The following is a 16,462-nucleotide window of genomic DNA, read 5'->3' on the forward strand; positions in this document are numbered from 1 at the left end:
TGCGCGCGGACCACGGGGTCAGTTCATGCGCATGACGATCCAGACGATCACCGTTCCGACCACGAACACGACGGGGATCCACGTTCCGGATCGTCGCAACCTGCGGCCGGACGGAGCGACCCCCGGCGGCGGTTTGATGAGCCCGAGGGCGGGAGCGTCAGCCTGGGTGCCCGGTGCAGACGGGTGCCCCGATGCACCGGTCGACTGCGGCTGGAGGCGGTCGTCCCGCCACCGTGCCCACTGGTCGAACTTCGTCGTCAACGCGTCGACGATCCCGAACAGCCACGCCCAGGTGTCGGGATCGAGCGTCGACACCTCCCGTTTCGTGTAGAGGAACAGCCAGTCGTCGATGATCTCGACGTCGAGCTCGGCGGCGTGGTCGATGAACCTCGCCATGATGTCCGGGGTGAACAGGTACAGGGCGTCCCGTTCGTAGCCGGCCGGGCAGTAAAGCGTGAAGTGCTGGTCGAAGTCGCCTTCCAGCGACAACCGCTGGGCGCGCTGGAACGCCGCCGGGAGGTTCGAGCCGAACCCGTTGTTGCCGATCGCATCGAGCACGATGTTCGGCAGGGGGACGTCGAGCTTCACCGCGACGTACCCCAGTGGTGCGTCGTCGAACTCTTCCCGTGGCGGACCGTGTACCGGTAGTTGCCGAACTCCACGGGGCGGGGACGAGCGCCCCGCAGCACGTCGGTGGCCTGCCGCGACGATCCGATCCCGAAGATCATGCCGGGGAACGGCGGGTAGCTGAGGTCGGCGGTGTAGGTCATCCCGTTGGCTGCGGCGAACTGGGAGAGGCGGAAGCGCTTGATGCGCCTCGTGCGCCAGGAGAGGACCGCGACCACCGCGACGGCGGCGGCCGCGAGGAGTCCGATCCCGAGCAGCGGCGTCGGGCCGGAGCCGCCTCGAGAGGCCGAGGACACCGTTCCCAACAGGACGAACCCGGCGACGACGACCACGACGACTCCCGCGATCAGGCCGATGAACAGCCGTGCGGAGGGCGCGCGGTGGTACGCGGGCGCCTTCGCCATGGCCTCGCTGTCGACCGGATCGATGAGCGCTCGGGTGTCGATCGTGCTGTCCATGCCCACACGCTACCCGCCCCCGATCGCGGGCCTCGGTCACATCGAGCGGCGGAGCCAGCTCTCCACGCCGCTCACATGCACCGTCACGAGGGCCCGGGTGAGTTCGATGTCGCGTCGCTCCAGGGCGTCGATGATCGCGTGGTGCTCCTGCAGGGTGCGGGCGACGGCCTTCTCCTCGGTGAGGCCGCGCCAGATGCGGGCGCGGACCGTCTTGCTGCCGAGGGCGGCCAACAGGCTCGCGAGGTAGGCGTTGCCGCTCAGCTCGATCACGCGGGCGTGGAATTGGAGATCGTGAGCGACGAGGTCCTCGACCGTGGTCGACTCGTCCACCTCGTCGACCATCGCGCGCAGTTCGGCGATCTTCTCGTCGTCGAGATGCTGGATCGCCATCACCGACGCGGACGGCTCGAGGATCCGGCGCACCTCGAACATCTCGATGAGGGAGCCGTCGGCGTGCATGTCGATGACGAACGACATCGCCTCGTGCAGCAGGCTCGGTTCGAGCGTCGTGACGTAGGTGCCGTCGCCGCGACGCACGTCGAGCACGCGGATGAGTTCCAGCGCCTTCACGGCCTCGCGGAGTGAGCTGCGCGACAGCCCGAGCGTCTCGCTGAGTTCCTTCTCCGGAGGGAGCCGCTGCCCGGGCTTGAGATCGCCCGAGACGATCATCGCCTGGATCCGCGCGATCGCCTCGTCGGTGACTGCCATGAAGACCCCCTGCTCATGCGCGGCGGTCGTCGGTCGCACCGCCTCGCGCCATGATACATCCGACGTTTCGCGTGGCCGGGCCCGGCGGCTGGTCCGCGCCAGGCGTTGTGTTACGTCAGGTTGAGCGGCCTCTCGCGGCCCTCCCCGTCCGTCCCTACTGTTACTGCAACCCCGACGTCCCGGTGCAGGTCACCACCGCACCGACAGCGGACGGCGGCCCCGACCCACCCCCGCACCGTCCCGCGCCCCACCGTCCTCTGGAGTCCCCATGCGTCGTCGATCGCGCCTCGCGCTGTCCATCATCTCGCTGGCCGTCGTGGCCGGTCTCGCCACCGGCTGTTCGCTGAAGCAGTCCTCGTCCGGCGAGTCGACGAGCGGCCCCGCGGCCAGCTCCGCTGCGTCCGACGCCGACGTCCCCTCGCTCGAGGGCAAGACCGTCGGCGTGGCCGCGAAGGACGTGGTGCGTGACTTCGGTCGCCTCACCTACCAGGGCGTCCAGGACCGCTTGGAGGAGCTCGGCGCGAAGGTGGTCGCGACCCAGGCCGACGCGCAGGACGACAAGCACCTCGCCAACGTGGAGAACCTCGTCTCGCAGAAGGTCGACGCGATCGTCGTCATCCTCGGCGACGCCACGACGCTCGCGCCGGCGCTGCAGCAGGCGAAGGACGCCGACATCCCCGTCTTCACCATCGACCACGCCAGCGAGAACTCGGTGAACAACATCGGTTCCGACAACTGGCAGATCGGCTCCACGCTCGCCCGCACCCTCGCTGAGGACATCGGCGGGAAGGGCAAGGTGCTCGTCTTCAACGGCTTCTACGACGTCACCCCCTGCCAGATCCGCTACGACGAGTTCAAGCTGGTGCTGAAGAACTACCCGAACATCGAGGTCATCGAGCCCGAGCTGCAGGACGTCTACGAGGGCACCATCGAGGACGCCAAGCAGAAGACGAACGACGCTCTGACCCGCTACCCCAAGGGTGAGATCTCGGCCGTGTGGTCGTGCTGGGATCTCCCGGCCATCGGTGCCGCCCAGGCCATCGACGCAGCCGGTCGGAACGAGATCAAGGTGTACGGCGTCGACGCCGAGCCCGGCGCGCTCGACCTCATCGAGGACCCCGCCTCGGTCTACCAGTTCACCGTCGCGCAGCAGCCGACCCTCTTCGGCACGACGAGCGCCGACAACGTCGCCCGGTACCTCGGTGGACAGCAGGACGAGGTGCCGCTGAGCACCTACCTCGACGCCGTGTTCATCGACAAGGCGAACGTCGCCGACGAGCGCAAGCGGCTCGGCCTGGAATGACGGACCGCACCTCGATCGACGAGTCGACCGTCCAGCGCACGCTGGACGGTCGGCCCGGTGCGGCTGCGTCCGGCTCACCCGTGCCGGCGGTGACCATGCGGGGCATCGCGAAGGACTTCGGCGGCGTCCGCGTGCTGCACGACGTCGACCTCGAGGTGCAGCCCGGCGAGGTCGTCGCCCTCGTCGGCGAGAACGGTGCCGGCAAGTCCACGCTCATCAAGATCCTCACCGGGCTCTACACGGCGAGCGAGGGGACGATCGAAATCGATGGCGAACCCGCCGTCATCCGGAACCCCCGCGACGCCGAACGCCTCGGCATCCGGGTCATCCACCAGGACCGCCACCTCGCCGGACGACTCACCGTCGCCGAGCAGCTGTTCCTCGGCTCACGCACCGCGTTCCTCACCGGCCGGCAGCTCGACCGCCGGGCCGAACGCGAGCTGCTCGACCTCGTCGGCCTCGACGTCCCCGGCAGCACGCTCGTCGACGAGCTCAGCGTGGCCGAGCAGCAGCTCCTCCAGCTGGCCATCGCGACGATCACCCGCCCGCGCGTCCTCGTGCTCGACGAACCGACGGCCCCGCTCGCCGCGGGGGACGTGGAGCGCCTGTTCCGCACCGTCCGCGCCCTGCAGGCCGAGGGTGTCGCCGTCATCTACATCTCCCACTACCTGCAGGAGGTGCGCGACATCGCGTCCCGCGTCGTCGTCCTCCGCAACGGCGAACGCGTCGGTGCGCTCGATCTCGCCGACCCCGACGCCACGCTCGACGCCATCGTGCAGCTCATGGTCGGCCGGAGTGTCACCGAGTTCGGCGACGATGAACGCGTCGCGGCGGACGCAGGGAGCGAGCCGGTCCTCGCGATCGACGCGCTGACGGTGCCGGACCGGCTCCACGGCGTCTCGATCACGGTGCGGCCGGGTGAGATCGTCGGGGTCACCGGCCTCGTCGGCTCCGGGCTCGAGGAGCTCGCCGACGCCGTCGTCGGCCTCCGCGCCCACGGTGGAACGGTGCGCCTCGGCCGGGCTGGCACCATCCGATCGCCGCGTGCCTTCGTCCGCGCCGGCGGCGCCTACGTGCCGGCGAACCGTCACCGCGACGGCATCCTCAACCGGCAGTCGGTGCGGGAGAACCTGACGCTCGCGGCGCTCGACCGCATCGCGGGCTTCGGCGGCATCCTGCGCGGCCGACGCGAGCGGGCGATCGCCGCCGACCTCGTCGAGCGACTCGACATCCGACCGGCGAACGACGCCGCGGTCGCCGGCAGCCTCTCCGGCGGCAACCAGCAGAAGGTCGTCCTCGGTCGCTGGCTGGCCGCCGGATCGACCGTGTTCGTGCTCGATCAGCCCACCTCCGGGGTCGACATCGGCTCGCGCCAGCAGATCTACGCGGAGATCGATGCGCTCGTCGCCCAGGGTGCCGGGGTGCTGCTCGTGAGCGTCGACCTCGAGGAACTCATCGGCCTCGCCGACCGTGTGCTCGTGCTCTACCGCGGCACGATCCGCACGGAGCTTCCGCGGTCGCAGGCGACGGCCGACACGATCCTCGCGTGGTCGACGGGCGTCGCCGAGCTCGCCCCGGTCCCTGAGCCATCCCCGGTCCCTGAGCCATCCCCAGACCCTGAGCCATCCCCGGACCCTGAGCCTGTCGAAGGGCCCTCGACCACCTCCCGGAACGCAGCATCGCCCACCCGAGGAGCCTCCGCATGACCGCCCTGTCCGCACCGCCCGCCGCGCCCTCGGCCGCCGCCGAGTCCACGACGAAGCGCCGCCCGGTGTCCCGACTCGGGCTGATCGGCTACGCGATCGTCGTGATCGAGATCGTCGTCTTCGCGGTCGCGTCACCCGGCTTCCTCGATCCCGCCAATCTCGCGACGATCCTGACGCAGTCCGCGGTCTACGCCATCGCCGCCTTCGGCTTGTCCGTCGTCGTGGTGACGGGTGGTGAGGACGTCGTGCGTGGTGGCATCGACCTCTCGATCGGCGCCGTCCTGGGCTTCTCCGGTGCACTCGTCGCGGTCCTGCTGCAGGCCCAGCTCGGCCTACCGCTCGCCCTGCTCCTCGGCCTCGGCGCCACCGCGCTCATCGGGCTCGTGAACGGACTCGTCGTGGTCGCCGGGATCCGCCCGTTGCTCGTCACGCTCGCCATGATGAGCATCGTCACGAGCCTCACCATCGTCATCACCGACAACGTGAAGGTGCCCGTGTCCGACGGTGGACTCGTCTGGCTGCGCAGCGGTCATGTGCTCGGGGTCCCGGCCGCGGTCGTGGTGCTCGTGATCGTCTTCGCGATCGTCGCCTTCGCCACCGGTCGCACCAGCTGGGGTGTGCGGAACGCCGCCGTCGGTCAGAACCCCACCGCCGCGCGGGTCGCCGGGATCAGTGTGAACCGCCATCTCGTCGGCAGCTACGTGCTCGCCGCCGTGCTCGCCGGCATCGCGGGGGTGCTCATGACGAGCCGGCTCTCCGCGGCCCTCCCGGGGATCGGGGAGCAGTCGTTGATCGACATCCTCCTCGCGACCTTCCTCTCGATCGCGTTCTCCCGTCGCCTGGTCGTCACGATCACCGGCACGCTGTTCAGCGCCGTGTTCGTCGCGATCCTCACGAACGGGTTCAGTCAGCTCGGCGTCCCGAGCCAGTGGATCGGCATCACCAAGGGTGTGCTGATCCTGCTGGTCCTCGCGGTCGCCGCGATCCGTGAACGGAGCGTCAAGCGATGAGCATCGACACCCGGGAGGACGCCACGTCCGCAGCCGACTCGTCCACCACCACCACCGGCGGGCAGCAGCACGACACGTCGGGTCACCGGGGGAACGGCCCGGGCAAGCGGGCCGGCGGTCCGCTCTCCACCCTGACGGTCAGCGGACTCGGGGCGGCCGTCCCGCAGGCCCTCGCCCCGACCGTGCTCGCCGTCCTGCTCATCGTCTTCGCGGTCCTGTCGCCGTCGTTCCTGACCGCCGACAACCTGCTCGGCGTGCTCAATCAGAACGCCCTGCTCCTGCTGGCGGCGGTGGCGATGACGGTGGTCGTGCGGGCCGGCGGCATCGATCTGTCGATCGGGGTCGCCATCGACCTCGCGGCGCTGACCGCCTCGGCGCTCCTCGCGGACGACTACGTCGCCTGGGTCGCGATCGTCGGCGGACTGGTCGTCGGCCTCCTCGTGGGTGCGGTGAACGCGTTCCTCATCGTCGTGCTGCGCATCCGCCCGTTCCTCGCCACGTTGAGCGTCTGGTTCATCGGTGGTGGCGTGCAGCAGGTGGCGACCGACGGCGGCTCGCCCATCTACCTGTCGCGCAGCAGTGTGCCGGACGAGTTCGCGTGGCTGGGTGCCGGTTCGCTGCTCGGGGTGGCCGCGCCGATCGTGATCGCCGTGATCGTCCTCCTCATCGTGTGGGCGGCGCTCGAGCGGAGCCGCTGGGGGCGCGTGCTGACGGCCGCCGGGGAGCAGCCGACCGCCACGCGGATCGCCGGGCGGATGGCGGGCACGTCGATGGCGACGGCGTTCGTCTTCGCGGCGGGGATCGCGGCGATCGCCGGGTTGATCCTCGCGGCGCGGAGCAACGGTTTCGTCGCGAACAGTGGGCAGCTCTACGTGCTCGACTCGATCGGTGCGGTGTTCATCGGGACGACGCTCAGCCGGACCGGGCGGCCGAACCTCTTCGGGACGCTCGTCGGAGTACTCATCTTCGCGTTGCTGACGAACGGGATGAACCTCATCGGCCTGTCCTTCTACTGGCAGGGCCTCGCGCGTGGGGTCGTCCTCATCCTGATCCTGCTGCTCGGTGTCCTCCTCGCGCGAGACCGAGCCCGCAAACCCCTCACCTGACGTCCTTCGAAGTCTCGCTGTGGTGGTGTGGTCTGGCCAGCGCGGTGCGCTGACGCGAGCGCGACCCATACGCGTGAGCGCGGGTCTCTGGAGACCCGCGCTCACGCCCATGACCCGCGGCGAGGCCCAGCGCACCGCGCTGGCGCCGGGTACGCGTGGTCGGGCCCCGACGCCCCGCGCTCGGGTCAGCGCGGTGCGCTGACGCGAGACGTCGCGACTCGGCGTGGGCGCGCCCCGCACGACTGAGCGCGGGTCTCTGGAGACCCGCGCTCACGCCACAGACCTGCGGTGACGTCAGCGCACCGCGCTGGCGCCCCGCCACAGACCCGCGCTCGCGTCAGCGCACCGCGCTGGCACCACCCGAGGGACGCGCTCAGACTCGGAGGTCGAGCCAGGCCACCTGCTCCGGCGTCAGCTTCAGCGACAGCGCGTCGGTCGACGAGCGGGTCTCCTCGATCGACCGCGGCCCGATGAGCGCGAACGTCGGGAAGTCCTGCGCCAGCACGTAGGCGAGGGCGATGGCGGTCGGCGCGACACCGAGGTCGGCACCGAGCTTCCGCGCACGGGCGAGCCGCTCGAAGTTGTCGTCGCTGTAGTAGCAGCGCACGAGATCGGGATCCGACAGGTCCTCGGGCTCGGCACGGCCCGTGAAGAACCCGCGAGCCTGCGACGACCACGGCAGCAACGGCGTCTTCGTCTCCTCGAGCCAGGCGCGGCTCGTGGGGTCGGTCACCTCCACGCAGCCGGCCCACGGCACGTCGAGCGCCCGCGCGAGACCGAAGTGGTTGCTCAGCGCCGCGAAGCCACGCTTCCCGTGTGCCGCGGCGTACGCGTTCGCCTCCTCGAACCGCTCGATCGACCAGTTCGACCCACCGAAGGCGCGGATGCGGCCGGCCTCGGCGTGCTCGTTCAGCACGTCGACGAACTCACCGACCGGCACCTCCACGTTGTCGCGGTGCATGAGGTACAGGTCGAGGTGGTCGGTCCCCAACCGCTCGAGGCTCTCGAACAGTTGACGTGAGATCGACTCGGGGTCGCAGAACGGCGTGTGCGCACCCTTCCCGATCACGACGACGTCGTCGCGGACACCACGGTTCGCGAGCCACCGCCCGAGGAGCTGCTCCTGGAGTCCGTCGCCGTACAGCCAGGCGGTGTCGAAGGCGTTGCCGCCGCGCTCGAAGAAGTCGTCGAACATCGCGGAGGCCTGCGGCAGGGTCTCCTGGTTGTCGACACCCATGACCAGCCGCGAGATGTCGTGGTCGATGCCGGCGATCCGACCGGTGGGCATCGGCAGTTCGGCACGCACGGTGAGCGGACGGCCGGAACCGGTCGGGACGTCCGTGTCGATCGACTCGAAGGGGTACTCGAGGCCGATCGCGGCCCGCCAACGGTCGAGGGTGGCGGCGTTGCCGATCGAGTCGGCCCAACGCATCTGCGGCGCCTGTCCGGCATCGGCGAACTCGGCGAGCGCGTCGGCCTGGATCGCGTACTGGGGTGCTCCGGGGATCAGGATCGACTCGGTGCCCGTGATGGTGCGGATCTCGATCGTCGAGCCGTCCTCGACGGAGGGCAGCCACGGATCGGCGACGATGATCTGCCCGGCCGAGCCCGTGACGACGACACGATTGTCGTCCTGCACCCGGACACCGCTGGTGACGTGCGCCGTGATGCCGGAGGGGAAGACGAGTGACGCGCTGGCCCATTCGTCGACGCCCGTCGAACCGATGGTCCCGTTGCCGGTGACCTCCGTCGGGTCGGCGAACGGCGCGCCCACGGCGGCACCGGCGATGAGGCGCGCGATCGAGACGGGGTAGCCGCCGACGTCGAGGATGCCGCCGCCGGCGAGCTCCGGGTTCATGAGCCGGTGGTCGGCGGGCAGGTTCGCGGCGAAGGCGAACGACGCCTCGATGTGCTGGACCTCGCCGATGGTGCCGGAGGACACGAGCTCCACGAGCTTGGCCGTCTGCGGGTGGAAGCGGTACATGAACGCCTCGGCGAGGTAGACGCCGGCGCGACGGGCGGTCTCCGCGGCGAGCATCGCTCCGGCGCGGTTCACCGAGAGCGGCTTCTCGCTGATGATGTGCTTGCCGGCCTCGGCGGCTTCGATGACGAGCCGGACGTGCTCGGTGTGCGGGGTCGCGATGTACACGGCGTCGACGTCCGGGTCGGCCAGCAGCTCGGCGACGGAATCGTAGGCGCGGACGGGTGCCGTGCCATCGCCGAAGCGATCGCCGAACTCCTGGGCGCGGGCCGCATCGCGACTGGCGACGGCCGCGAGGCGCCCGGTGCGACTCTCGCGCAGTTGCGTCGCGAAGCGCTCCGCGATGGTTCCGGGTCCGATGATTCCCCAGGCGACGTGTTCCATGTGGTGGTGCTCCTCGACGTTGATCGGCGGTTCTGTGGTCTTCGTGAACGCCACCGTGAACGTTCACGGCGATGGTATCAGTACGATGTGTCCATGACCAGACCCCGCGACGATCAGGCTCCCGCACGAGCGACGATCATCGACGTCGCCCGGGTCGCCGGGGTCTCCAGGCAGACCGTGACCCGCTCGCTCAACGGCATGCGCGACGTCAGCGAGGCCACCAGGCAACGCGTCATCGAGGTCGCGGCGTCACTCAACTACCGGCCGAACCGGGCCGCACAGCACCTCGTCAGTGGGCGCACCACGACGCTCGGTCTCGTCGTCGACGACCTGCGGAACCCCTACTACCCGGAACTCGCCGCGGCACTCGTGCAGCAGGCCGCCGAGCGCGGATGGACCGTGCTGGTCGCCGAGGTCGGGGGAGCGGGTGGCGCCTCGGGCGAGCGGCCGACCGCTGCCGACCGGGGTCCCGAGCTCCCCGATGCGGAACGCGCGCAGCTCGCCGAACTCGCGAGACAGGTCGACGCGGTCGTCGGACGCAACGGCGCCGACCACGGCGCCCTGCAGGGGGCGTTCGCGGCTATCCCCTTCGTGTCCCTCGGCGACCAGCGCGCCCGCGAGCACGACGATCCCGAAGCGTCGGGGGAGTCGGCTGCGGCGCCGGTGGCCGGCGTCGACATCGACTTCGACGACGGCATCCGTCAGGCCATCGCCCACTTCGTCGCCACCGGTCGGCGCTCCATCGCGATGATCGACGCCTCGGCCGAGCCGTCCGGGCGTCGCCTCGCGTATCGGGCGTTCCTCGCGGAGCACGGCCTGCCCTGGTCGGAGGCGTCGGAGACGTGGGCGGACGACACGCACCAGGGCGGCGTCGCCGCAGCCCTCCGCTGCCGCGACGCCTTCCCCGAGGTCGACGCGGTCCTCGTCTTCAACGACGTCATGGCGGTCGGGGTGCTCAAGGGCTTCGCGCGCGCCGGGGTGCGCGTGCCGGAGGACGTCGCGGTGATCGGCATCGACGGCCTCGACCTCGGCCGCTTCGTCACCCCGGAGCTGACGAGCGTCGCCGTCGACAAGCGCGACCTCGCCCGGCTGAGCCTGGAGCTGCTCGACGGCATGATGTCCGGTTCGTTGCCGCTGACAGGGCCCACGGTCCGGCGGACGGTGGGCGTCTCGCTCGTCGTGCGCGAGTCCGCCTGAGCCTGACCGGGCGCCGTGCCGCTGCCTGCTCCCGGGACACGGCAGACTGGTCCCATGCCTGAACTCCTCGCCCTCTGCCGTGTCGACGCCCTCCAGATGGACGACGGGTCGATCGGCGTCACCGCCATCGACAAGCGCGCGGTCGACGAGCCGCTGCACGTCCGGCCGATGGGTCTCTACGGCGACGTGCAGGCCGACCGCAAGCACCACGGCGGCCTCACGAAGGCGCTCTACGCCTACGCCGAGGAGGACGCGCGGTTCTGGGAGGGTGAACTCGGTCGCGAGATCACCCCTGGGTTGTTCGGTGAGAACCTCCGCACGCAGGGGCTCGACGTGAACGGCGCCGAGATCGGTGAACGCTGGCGCATCGGCGACACCCTCGTCGTCGAGGTGACGTGCCCGCGCACCCCGTGCGGCACGTTCCAGCGTCGGCTCCGCGAGCCGCGCTGGGTGAAGCGCTTCGCCGACGCGGCACGGCCCGGCGCCTACCTCAAGGTGGTCAAGAGCGGGACGGTCCAGGCGGGCGACACGATCGAGATCGTCCGGCAGCCCGGCCACGGCGTGACCATCGCCTCCTGGTTCGCCGCCGCGGACGAGACCCAAGCCGTCGCCCTCGAACAGTCGGAGCAGTCGGGTGCCGTGGCCCTGGCCCCCGAGATCCACGAATCGATCAAGCAGCTCCGTCGCACGGCGAACCGGTAAGGACGGCCGTCTCCGCGCACCTGGGGGACTCCTGAGTGCAACCCCCGGGCGGAACAGTCCGGAAGCGGACGCTGTTGCATACCATGGAGCCGAAGACCGGAGCACGCGGGGACCCCGCACGGTGCTCGGCACGAAGGAGGAGTCACGATGAGTGCAGCAGACGAGCAGAGCACGACGACCGAGCGCGCGGTGCTGGCCGGCGGATGCTTCTGGGGCATGGAAGACCTCGTCCGGAAGATGCCGGGCGTGAAGTCGACGCGCGTGGGCTACAGCGGTGGCGATGTCGCCAACGCCACCTACCGCAACCACGGCACACACGCGGAGGCCCTCGAGGTCGTCTTCGACCCGAGCAAGCTGTCCTTCCGCGAGCTCCTGGAGTTCTTCTTCCAGATCCACGACCCGTCGACCAAGAACCGCCAGGGCAACGACGTCGGCCTGAGCTACCGTTCGGCGATCTTCTTCACCTCACCCGAGCAGGAGCGCGTCGCACGCGACACCATCGCCGACGTCGACGCGTCCGGGCTATGGCCGGCCAAGGTCGTCACCGAGGTCGAGCCGGTGTCCGAGTTCTGGGAGGCCGAGCCTGAGCACCAGGACTACCTGGAGCGCATCCCGTGGGGCTACACCTGCCACTTCGTGCGCCCGGGCTGGAAGCTCCCGCGTCGCGAGGCGGTCGCTGAGCAGGCCACCGCATAGTCCGTCATCGCAGCGCCCGGCACCACTGGTGTCGGGCGCTGTGCTGCGCTGCGCAAGCACCGTGCTGTGCTGTGCTGAGCCCGGACCGTGCTGCAGACGCGGTGGGTCAGACGCCGTCGGCGCGCGAGGAGTTGACCGCGTCGGAGGCGAGCCTCGGAGCGAACCGGGGGTCGAAGGTGAGCGGCGGATCGTCGGGTGACGCGAGCGACGGCTTGCCCAGGCGTACCCATTCCAGGTACTGGAGGTACGGATCGGACCCGGCATCGACCGGCGCATCGACGATGCGCTTGCGTCCCCACGGCCACTTCCACCCCACGGTCAGCATCCTACGGACGCTTCCTGAGGATCCGCGGACCATCGCGCCACGATCTCGCAACGATGTCTTGGAGGCGCGCTGGTTTCGTCTGATGGATACGGAGTTGTCCATCGGTCGTCGGTGCTGTCATGATGAAGCCCGGCGGAGATAGCTAGACAGTCGAGATACTTCGAGGGGTTGTCCGGACCCGGTCGCTGCACCTGCCGAGAGAGGTCGTTCCATGGGCTCCACCGGTAGCGAGACGTCTGAACTCCGCCGAGCCTGGGTGGAGCAGCTCACGCCAGACCGCTTCAGCGTCTTCGAGGGCGACCGGCGAATCGGGTTCATCGACGTGGACTGGCCGCTGCACATCGCCCTGCGTGGGGCCGACTACGAGACGGCGGTCGAAATCGATCGGGCGATCCGGTTCGATCAGGCGCTGCGAGCGGTCCTCGGCGACTGAGCCGCCTCCGGTGTCCGGCGACTATGATCGCAGCACGGTTCAGGTGGGTGGTTCGCCGGGCGGTACCCGGTGGGACCTGCGAGACGGAGGGAGGCTGACGTGACCGACTCCTTCAGTGCCGAGCCCTGGGCCTCCGGGCTCCCCGTCCTCGAGCTCCCGATGTTCCCGCTCGGCTCCGTGCTGTTCCCGCACATGCCGCTCGCCCTCCGGCTGTTCGAGGAGCGCTACCTCACGATGCTCGCCCACCTCCTCGAGGCAGAGGACCCCGCGTTCGGCGTGGTGCTCATCGAGCGTGGCCGCGAGACGGGCGGCGGCGAACACCGCTTCCGGACGGGCACGGTCGCCGAGATCGTCGAGGTCGACGGCGGCGAGGGGTTCGTCGCGGTGATCGCCGAGGGCGGGCAGCGCTTCGAGGTCACCGACTGGCTGCCGGACGACCCGTATCCGCGTGCCGAGATCCGAACCCTCGACGACCTCGAGTGGGACGACCGCTTCGAGTCGCTGCGCGGCGAGACCGAGGCGGCCGTCCGTCGCTCGCTCGCCGTGGCGAGCGAGTTCAGCGAGCAGCAGTGGGCTTCGGTGGTCGAACTCGCCGACGACCCGCTCGAGTCGTCGTGGCAGCTCGCCGGCATCGCGCCGGTGAGCGAGCTCGACCAGATGCGGTTCCTCGCAGCAGGCTCCCTCGAGGAGTTGCTGCTCGCGGTGCGCGATCGCGCGACCGAGGCCGGCGAGGCGTTCATCGCGGGCGGCATCGCCGACGCGGACGACGAGGACTGGGACATCCTCGGCAGCTGAGGCGACTGCGCCTCGACAGGCTCGGTGACCAGGAGGGCTCGGTCACCGAGCCTGTCGGCGTGCTCTTGCGCATTCCCGGAAACGGTTTACTATTTCCTATAGGATCTTTTTCACCGGGAGCATCATCCCCGGACAGCAGTCCCTGAGCGCAATGGAGCATCATGACGGATACGAACGCGACCGCATCGTCGAACCCGGCGGCGTCGAAGACCACCTGGACCGCTGAGACCTGGCCCATCGCCACGTGCCTCCACGGCATCCCCCCGGTCGACCGCAACGGCGTCTCACTGCACGACGCCGAGCCCGAAGCCTGGGACGACCTCTTCGCACAGGTCGCCGGCGTCGGCTTCACCCTCGCCGAACTGCCCGACAGTCACGTGCGCCCAGCCGACCTCGAACCCTCGCGTCGTGACGAGTTCCTCGCCATCGCCAAGTCGCACGGCGTCGGCGTCCCCTCCGTCCACCTGCAGCGCCAGAGCGTGATCATGCCGGGCCACGAGGAGCGGAACCTCGAATACGCACACCGCACCATCGACGCCGCCGCGGAGTGGGGCATGCAGGTCTTCTCGACCGGTCTGCACCAGCCCTTCAGCGAGGCGCAGCGGAAGGCGCTCTGGTTCTGGACCGCCCAGGGACCGAAGGACCCCGACGACCCCGAGGTGTGGAACGCGGCCGTCAGCCGCATCCGCGAACTCGGCAAGCACGCCGCGGACGTCGGGCTGCCCCTCGCCCTCGAGCTGTACGAGGACACCTACCTGGGCACCGCCGACAGCGCGGTCCGCTTCGTGGAGGAGGTCGGCCTCGACAACGTGGGCCTGAACCCCGACGTCGCGAACCTCATCCGCCTGCACCGCCCCGTCGAGGACTGGCGCGAGCTGTTCGCCAAGACCCTGCCGTACGCCAACTACATGCACGTGAAGAACTACACGCGTGACGAGTCGGCCGACGGCAGCTGGGCGACGTCCGTCCCCTCCACCATGGAGGCCGGCCTCATCAACTACCGCCAGGTCTTCCGTGACGCCGTCGAACTCGGCTTCAACGGCATCATCCTGGCCGAGCACTACGGCGGCGACAGCCTCGGCATGTGCTCCACCAACCAGAAGTACATCAGGACCCTGCTGCCGCAGGCCTGACCACGACGACCAACAGGAGTGACACCATGACCGCACACACCATCGCCGTCGTCGGATCGGGGTACATGGGCGGCGGCATCGCCCAGGTGCTCGCACTGTCCGGCGCCACCGTCCGCATCGCCGACATCTCCGAGGAGATCGCGCGCAAGAACTCCGACCGCCTCATCGCCGAGGCCGAGCAGTTCGTCGCCGACGGTCTGTTCCCCGCCGACGCCGTCGAGCGGATCCGCGCGAACGTCTCGCCGGCCGCGTCCATCGAGGAGGCCGTCACCGGTGCCGACTTCATCGAGGAGGCCGTCCCCGAGAAGATCGAGATCAAGCACGAGACCCTCCGCCGCATCAGCGCAGCGGCCTCGCCCGACGCGATCATCGGCTCGAACACCTCGACCATCCTCATCGGCTCGCTCGCCGAGGCCGTCACGAACCCGGAACGGTTCCTCGGCGTCCACTTCTCGAACCCGGCACCGTTCATCCCCGGCGTCGAACTGATCCCGCACGAGACCACCGCCGACGCGGCCATCGCGACCGTCGAGGAGATCGTCGCCGCCACCGGCAAGGAGACCGCCCGGGTCAAGGACTCCACCGGCTTCGTGCTCAACCGCCTGCAGTACGCGCTGTTCCACGAGGCGACGCAGCTCGTCGAGGAGGGTGTCGCGACGGCCGAGGACATCGACACCATCGTGCGCACGACGTTCGGCTTCCGGCTGCCCGTCTTCGGCCCGTTCGCGATCGCCGACATGGCCGGGCTCGACGTGTACTCGTTCTGCTACGCCTCGCTCCAGACCCGCTGGCCCGAGCGCTTCGCCACGCCGGACTCCCTCAAGGAGCTCGTCGATGCCGGCAAGTTCGGCACCAAGTCTGGTGCCGGCTACCTCGACGTGCCCGCCGACCGCACGCCGGAACTCATCGCCTACCGCAACAAGGCCTACGTCGCGATCAAGCAGCTCATGGACGAGCTCGGGCCGGCCCCCATCCACTGAGCCGGCCGTCCGGTCCGACCGGACACCACAGCCCTCGACCCCTCACGCAGAAAGGCCGGCCATGACCGCCACCACCTTCCCCGAGTCCAAGACCGTCGTCCTCACCGGGGCGGCGTCCCCGCGCGGCATCGGGCGTGCGTCCGCCCACCACCTCGCCGAGCTGGGGTGGAACATCGGGATCATCGACCTCGACGAGGCGGCCGCGCAGGCCGTCGCCGCGGAGATCGCGGAGCAGCACGGCGTGCAGGCGGCCGGAGCCGGGGCGAACGTCGCGGACGAGGCACAGGTGCGTGCCGCGTTCGACGCCCTCGAGTCCGCCCTCCCGCAGCTCGTCGCGCTCGTCAACCTCGCCGGTGTGGCCTCGCCCGTGCCGTACCTCGAGGTGGGTGCCGACGAGTGGAAGCGCGTCATCGACATCAACCTCAACGGCGTCCACTACACGACCCGTCGTGCGGTGGAGTCGATGGTGGCGAACGGCGTCGGGCGCGTCGTCAGCCTGTCGTCCGTCTCCGCCCAGCGCGGCGGCGGCACGTTCAGCAAGACCGCCTACTCGGCGGCGAAGGCCGGCGTCATCGGCTTCACCCGCAGCGTCGCGCGCGAACTCGGTCACGACGGCATCACCGTCAACGCCATCTCGCCCGGCCCCATCGACACCGACATCATGGGCGGCACCCTGACCGAGGAGCGCAAGACGGCGATGGCCGCCGACGGCGTCCTCCCGCGCATCGGCACCCCGCGCGACATCGCCGCCGCGATCGCCTACCTCATCAGCGAGGACGCCGGCTTCGTCACCGGCCAGACGCTGAACGTCGACGGCGGCCTCTACATGCACTGAGTCGTCTCCCGCACCGAGCCGGCCGCCCCGATCCCCGGGTGCGGCCGGTGCATGCACCACCCCGCACCACGAGCGAACGGAGC

17 protein-coding genes are annotated in these 16,462 nt (G+C 70.0%); 12 read left to right on the plus strand and 5 right to left on the minus strand.

Annotation, left to right across the window (positions count from 1 at the left end; all coding sequences use genetic code 11):
- Window positions 1–18: 18 nt before the first annotated feature.
- The 3 genes from ASF68_RS19280 to ASF68_RS16595 are packed head-to-tail and all read right to left on the minus strand — an operon-like array spanning window position 19 to window position 1,793.
- Window positions 19–588, minus strand: coding sequence for a DUF3137 domain-containing protein (locus ASF68_RS19280; RefSeq protein WP_235526859.1), 570 nt, complete (start codon window positions 586–588; stop codon window positions 19–21).
- Complete coding sequence (locus tag ASF68_RS19285) at window positions 585–1,085, minus strand: hypothetical protein (RefSeq protein WP_235526860.1); 501 nt, start codon at window positions 1,083–1,085, stop codon at window positions 585–587. Before ASF68_RS19285 ends, ASF68_RS19280 begins: the two co-directional genes overlap by 4 nt.
- Before the next feature lie 36 nt (window positions 1,086–1,121).
- Complete coding sequence (locus ASF68_RS16595; RefSeq protein ID WP_056014645.1) at window positions 1,122–1,793, minus strand: FadR/GntR family transcriptional regulator; 672 nt, start codon at window positions 1,791–1,793, stop codon at window positions 1,122–1,124.
- 268 nt (window positions 1,794–2,061) lie between these two features.
- Between ASF68_RS16595 and ASF68_RS16600 the strand changes: the two genes are divergently transcribed.
- Genes ASF68_RS16600 through ASF68_RS16615 form a run of 4 tightly spaced genes read left to right on the plus strand, consistent with a single transcriptional unit; the run spans window position 2,062 to window position 6,918 of the window.
- Complete coding sequence (locus ASF68_RS16600) at window positions 2,062–3,096, plus strand: sugar ABC transporter substrate-binding protein (RefSeq protein WP_082498773.1); 1,035 nt, start codon at window positions 2,062–2,064, stop codon at window positions 3,094–3,096.
- Window positions 3,093–4,802, plus strand: a complete 1,710-nt coding sequence (locus tag ASF68_RS16605) for a sugar ABC transporter ATP-binding protein (RefSeq protein WP_056013782.1) — start codon at window positions 3,093–3,095, stop codon at window positions 4,800–4,802. The genes ASF68_RS16600 and ASF68_RS16605 overlap by 4 nt, the downstream gene beginning before the upstream one ends.
- Window positions 4,799–5,812, plus strand: a complete 1,014-nt coding sequence (locus ASF68_RS16610; RefSeq protein ID WP_056013784.1) for an ABC transporter permease — start codon at window positions 4,799–4,801, stop codon at window positions 5,810–5,812. The genes ASF68_RS16605 and ASF68_RS16610 overlap by 4 nt, the downstream gene beginning before the upstream one ends.
- A complete protein-coding gene (locus ASF68_RS16615) occupies window positions 5,809–6,918 on the plus strand; it encodes an ABC transporter permease (protein WP_056013785.1) in 1,110 nt (369 codons plus the stop codon). The genes ASF68_RS16610 and ASF68_RS16615 overlap by 4 nt, the downstream gene beginning before the upstream one ends.
- Window positions 6,919–7,291: 373 nt before the next feature.
- Here ASF68_RS16615 and ASF68_RS16620 read toward each other — a convergent pair whose 3' ends face one another.
- The gene (locus ASF68_RS16620; protein WP_369796514.1) at window positions 7,292–9,337 is read right to left on the minus strand and encodes an aldo/keto reductase; all 2,046 of its coding nucleotides are present in this window, start codon (window positions 9,335–9,337) and stop codon (window positions 7,292–7,294) included.
- Between the two features lie 39 nt (window positions 9,338–9,376).
- Here ASF68_RS16620 and ASF68_RS16625 point away from each other — a divergent pair, with 39 nt between their 5' ends.
- From ASF68_RS16625 to msrA, 3 genes are all read left to right on the plus strand, one after another.
- A complete protein-coding gene (locus ASF68_RS16625; RefSeq protein ID WP_056013788.1) occupies window positions 9,377–10,480 on the plus strand; it encodes a LacI family DNA-binding transcriptional regulator in 1,104 nt (367 codons plus the stop codon).
- A 54-nt stretch (window positions 10,481–10,534) separates the two neighbouring features.
- The gene (locus ASF68_RS16630; protein WP_056013791.1) at window positions 10,535–11,182 is read left to right on the plus strand and encodes an MOSC domain-containing protein; all 648 of its coding nucleotides are present in this window, start codon (window positions 10,535–10,537) and stop codon (window positions 11,180–11,182) included.
- Window positions 11,183–11,329: 147 nt separating this feature from the next.
- Window positions 11,330–11,878: a peptide-methionine (S)-S-oxide reductase MsrA gene (msrA, locus tag ASF68_RS16635; protein ID WP_056013794.1), complete on the plus strand. Its 549-nt coding sequence runs from the start codon at window positions 11,330–11,332 to the stop codon at window positions 11,876–11,878.
- 106 nt (window positions 11,879–11,984) lie between these two features.
- Here msrA and ASF68_RS16640 read toward each other — a convergent pair whose 3' ends face one another.
- Window positions 11,985–12,203: a hypothetical protein gene (locus tag ASF68_RS16640; RefSeq protein ID WP_056013797.1), complete on the minus strand. Its 219-nt coding sequence runs from the start codon at window positions 12,201–12,203 to the stop codon at window positions 11,985–11,987.
- A gap of 211 nt (window positions 12,204–12,414) precedes the next feature.
- Here ASF68_RS16640 and ASF68_RS18900 point away from each other — a divergent pair, with 211 nt between their 5' ends.
- The 5 genes from ASF68_RS18900 to ASF68_RS16660 all read left to right on the plus strand — a co-directional run bounded on the left by ASF68_RS18900 (window position 12,415) and on the right by ASF68_RS16660 (window position 16,379).
- Entirely contained in the window at window positions 12,415–12,636 is a 222-nt protein-coding gene (locus ASF68_RS18900; RefSeq protein ID WP_157580571.1) for a hypothetical protein, read from the plus strand.
- Window positions 12,637–12,735: 99 nt separating this feature from the next.
- Window positions 12,736–13,431: an LON peptidase substrate-binding domain-containing protein gene (locus ASF68_RS16645; protein ID WP_235526861.1), complete on the plus strand. Its 696-nt coding sequence runs from the start codon at window positions 12,736–12,738 to the stop codon at window positions 13,429–13,431.
- A gap of 161 nt (window positions 13,432–13,592) precedes the next feature.
- Window positions 13,593–14,564 (plus strand): sugar phosphate isomerase/epimerase, encoded by a 972-nt coding sequence (locus ASF68_RS16650; protein WP_056013799.1) that lies wholly within the window; start codon window positions 13,593–13,595, stop codon window positions 14,562–14,564.
- A gap of 26 nt (window positions 14,565–14,590) precedes the next feature.
- Window positions 14,591–15,544, plus strand: a complete 954-nt coding sequence (locus tag ASF68_RS16655) for a 3-hydroxyacyl-CoA dehydrogenase family protein (protein ID WP_056013801.1) — start codon at window positions 14,591–14,593, stop codon at window positions 15,542–15,544.
- A 61-nt stretch (window positions 15,545–15,605) separates the two neighbouring features.
- On the plus strand, window positions 15,606–16,379 hold the full coding sequence (locus ASF68_RS16660) for an SDR family NAD(P)-dependent oxidoreductase (protein ID WP_056013803.1): 774 nt from the start codon (window positions 15,606–15,608) through the stop codon (window positions 16,377–16,379).
- Window positions 16,380–16,462 lie beyond the last annotated feature (83 nt).

Source organism: Plantibacter sp. Leaf314, from assembly GCF_001423185.1.
Taxonomy (GTDB): domain Bacteria; phylum Actinomycetota; class Actinomycetes; order Actinomycetales; family Microbacteriaceae; genus Plantibacter.

Bases quoted from the DNA above. Each gene is read 5' to 3' on its own strand.
- ASF68_RS16640 (WP_056013797.1), bottom strand. From the start codon at position 12,203: ATGCTGACCGTGGGGTGGAAGTGGCCGTGGGGACGCAAGCGCATCGTC.
- msrA (WP_056013794.1), top strand. From the start codon at position 11,330: ATGAGTGCAGCAGACGAGCAGAGCACGACGACCGAGCGCGCGGTGCTG.
- ASF68_RS18900 (WP_157580571.1), top strand. From the start codon at position 12,415: ATGGGCTCCACCGGTAGCGAGACGTCTGAACTCCGCCGAGCCTGGGTG.
- ASF68_RS16655 (WP_056013801.1), top strand. From the start codon at position 14,591: ATGACCGCACACACCATCGCCGTCGTCGGATCGGGGTACATGGGCGGC.
- ASF68_RS16630 (WP_056013791.1), top strand. From the start codon at position 10,535: ATGCCTGAACTCCTCGCCCTCTGCCGTGTCGACGCCCTCCAGATGGAC.
- ASF68_RS16650 (WP_056013799.1), top strand. From the start codon at position 13,593: ATGACGGATACGAACGCGACCGCATCGTCGAACCCGGCGGCGTCGAAG.
- ASF68_RS16600 (WP_082498773.1), top strand. From the start codon at position 2,062: ATGCGTCGTCGATCGCGCCTCGCGCTGTCCATCATCTCGCTGGCCGTC.
- ASF68_RS19285 (WP_235526860.1), bottom strand. From the start codon at position 1,085: ATGGACAGCACGATCGACACCCGAGCGCTCATCGATCCGGTCGACAGC.
- ASF68_RS16595 (WP_056014645.1), bottom strand. From the start codon at position 1,793: ATGGCAGTCACCGACGAGGCGATCGCGCGGATCCAGGCGATGATCGTC.
- ASF68_RS16605 (WP_056013782.1), top strand. From the start codon at position 3,093: ATGACGGACCGCACCTCGATCGACGAGTCGACCGTCCAGCGCACGCTG.
- ASF68_RS16610 (WP_056013784.1), top strand. From the start codon at position 4,799: ATGACCGCCCTGTCCGCACCGCCCGCCGCGCCCTCGGCCGCCGCCGAG.
- ASF68_RS16625 (WP_056013788.1), top strand. From the start codon at position 9,377: ATGACCAGACCCCGCGACGATCAGGCTCCCGCACGAGCGACGATCATC.
- ASF68_RS16615 (WP_056013785.1), top strand. From the start codon at position 5,809: ATGAGCATCGACACCCGGGAGGACGCCACGTCCGCAGCCGACTCGTCC.
- ASF68_RS16660 (WP_056013803.1), top strand. From the start codon at position 15,606: ATGACCGCCACCACCTTCCCCGAGTCCAAGACCGTCGTCCTCACCGGG.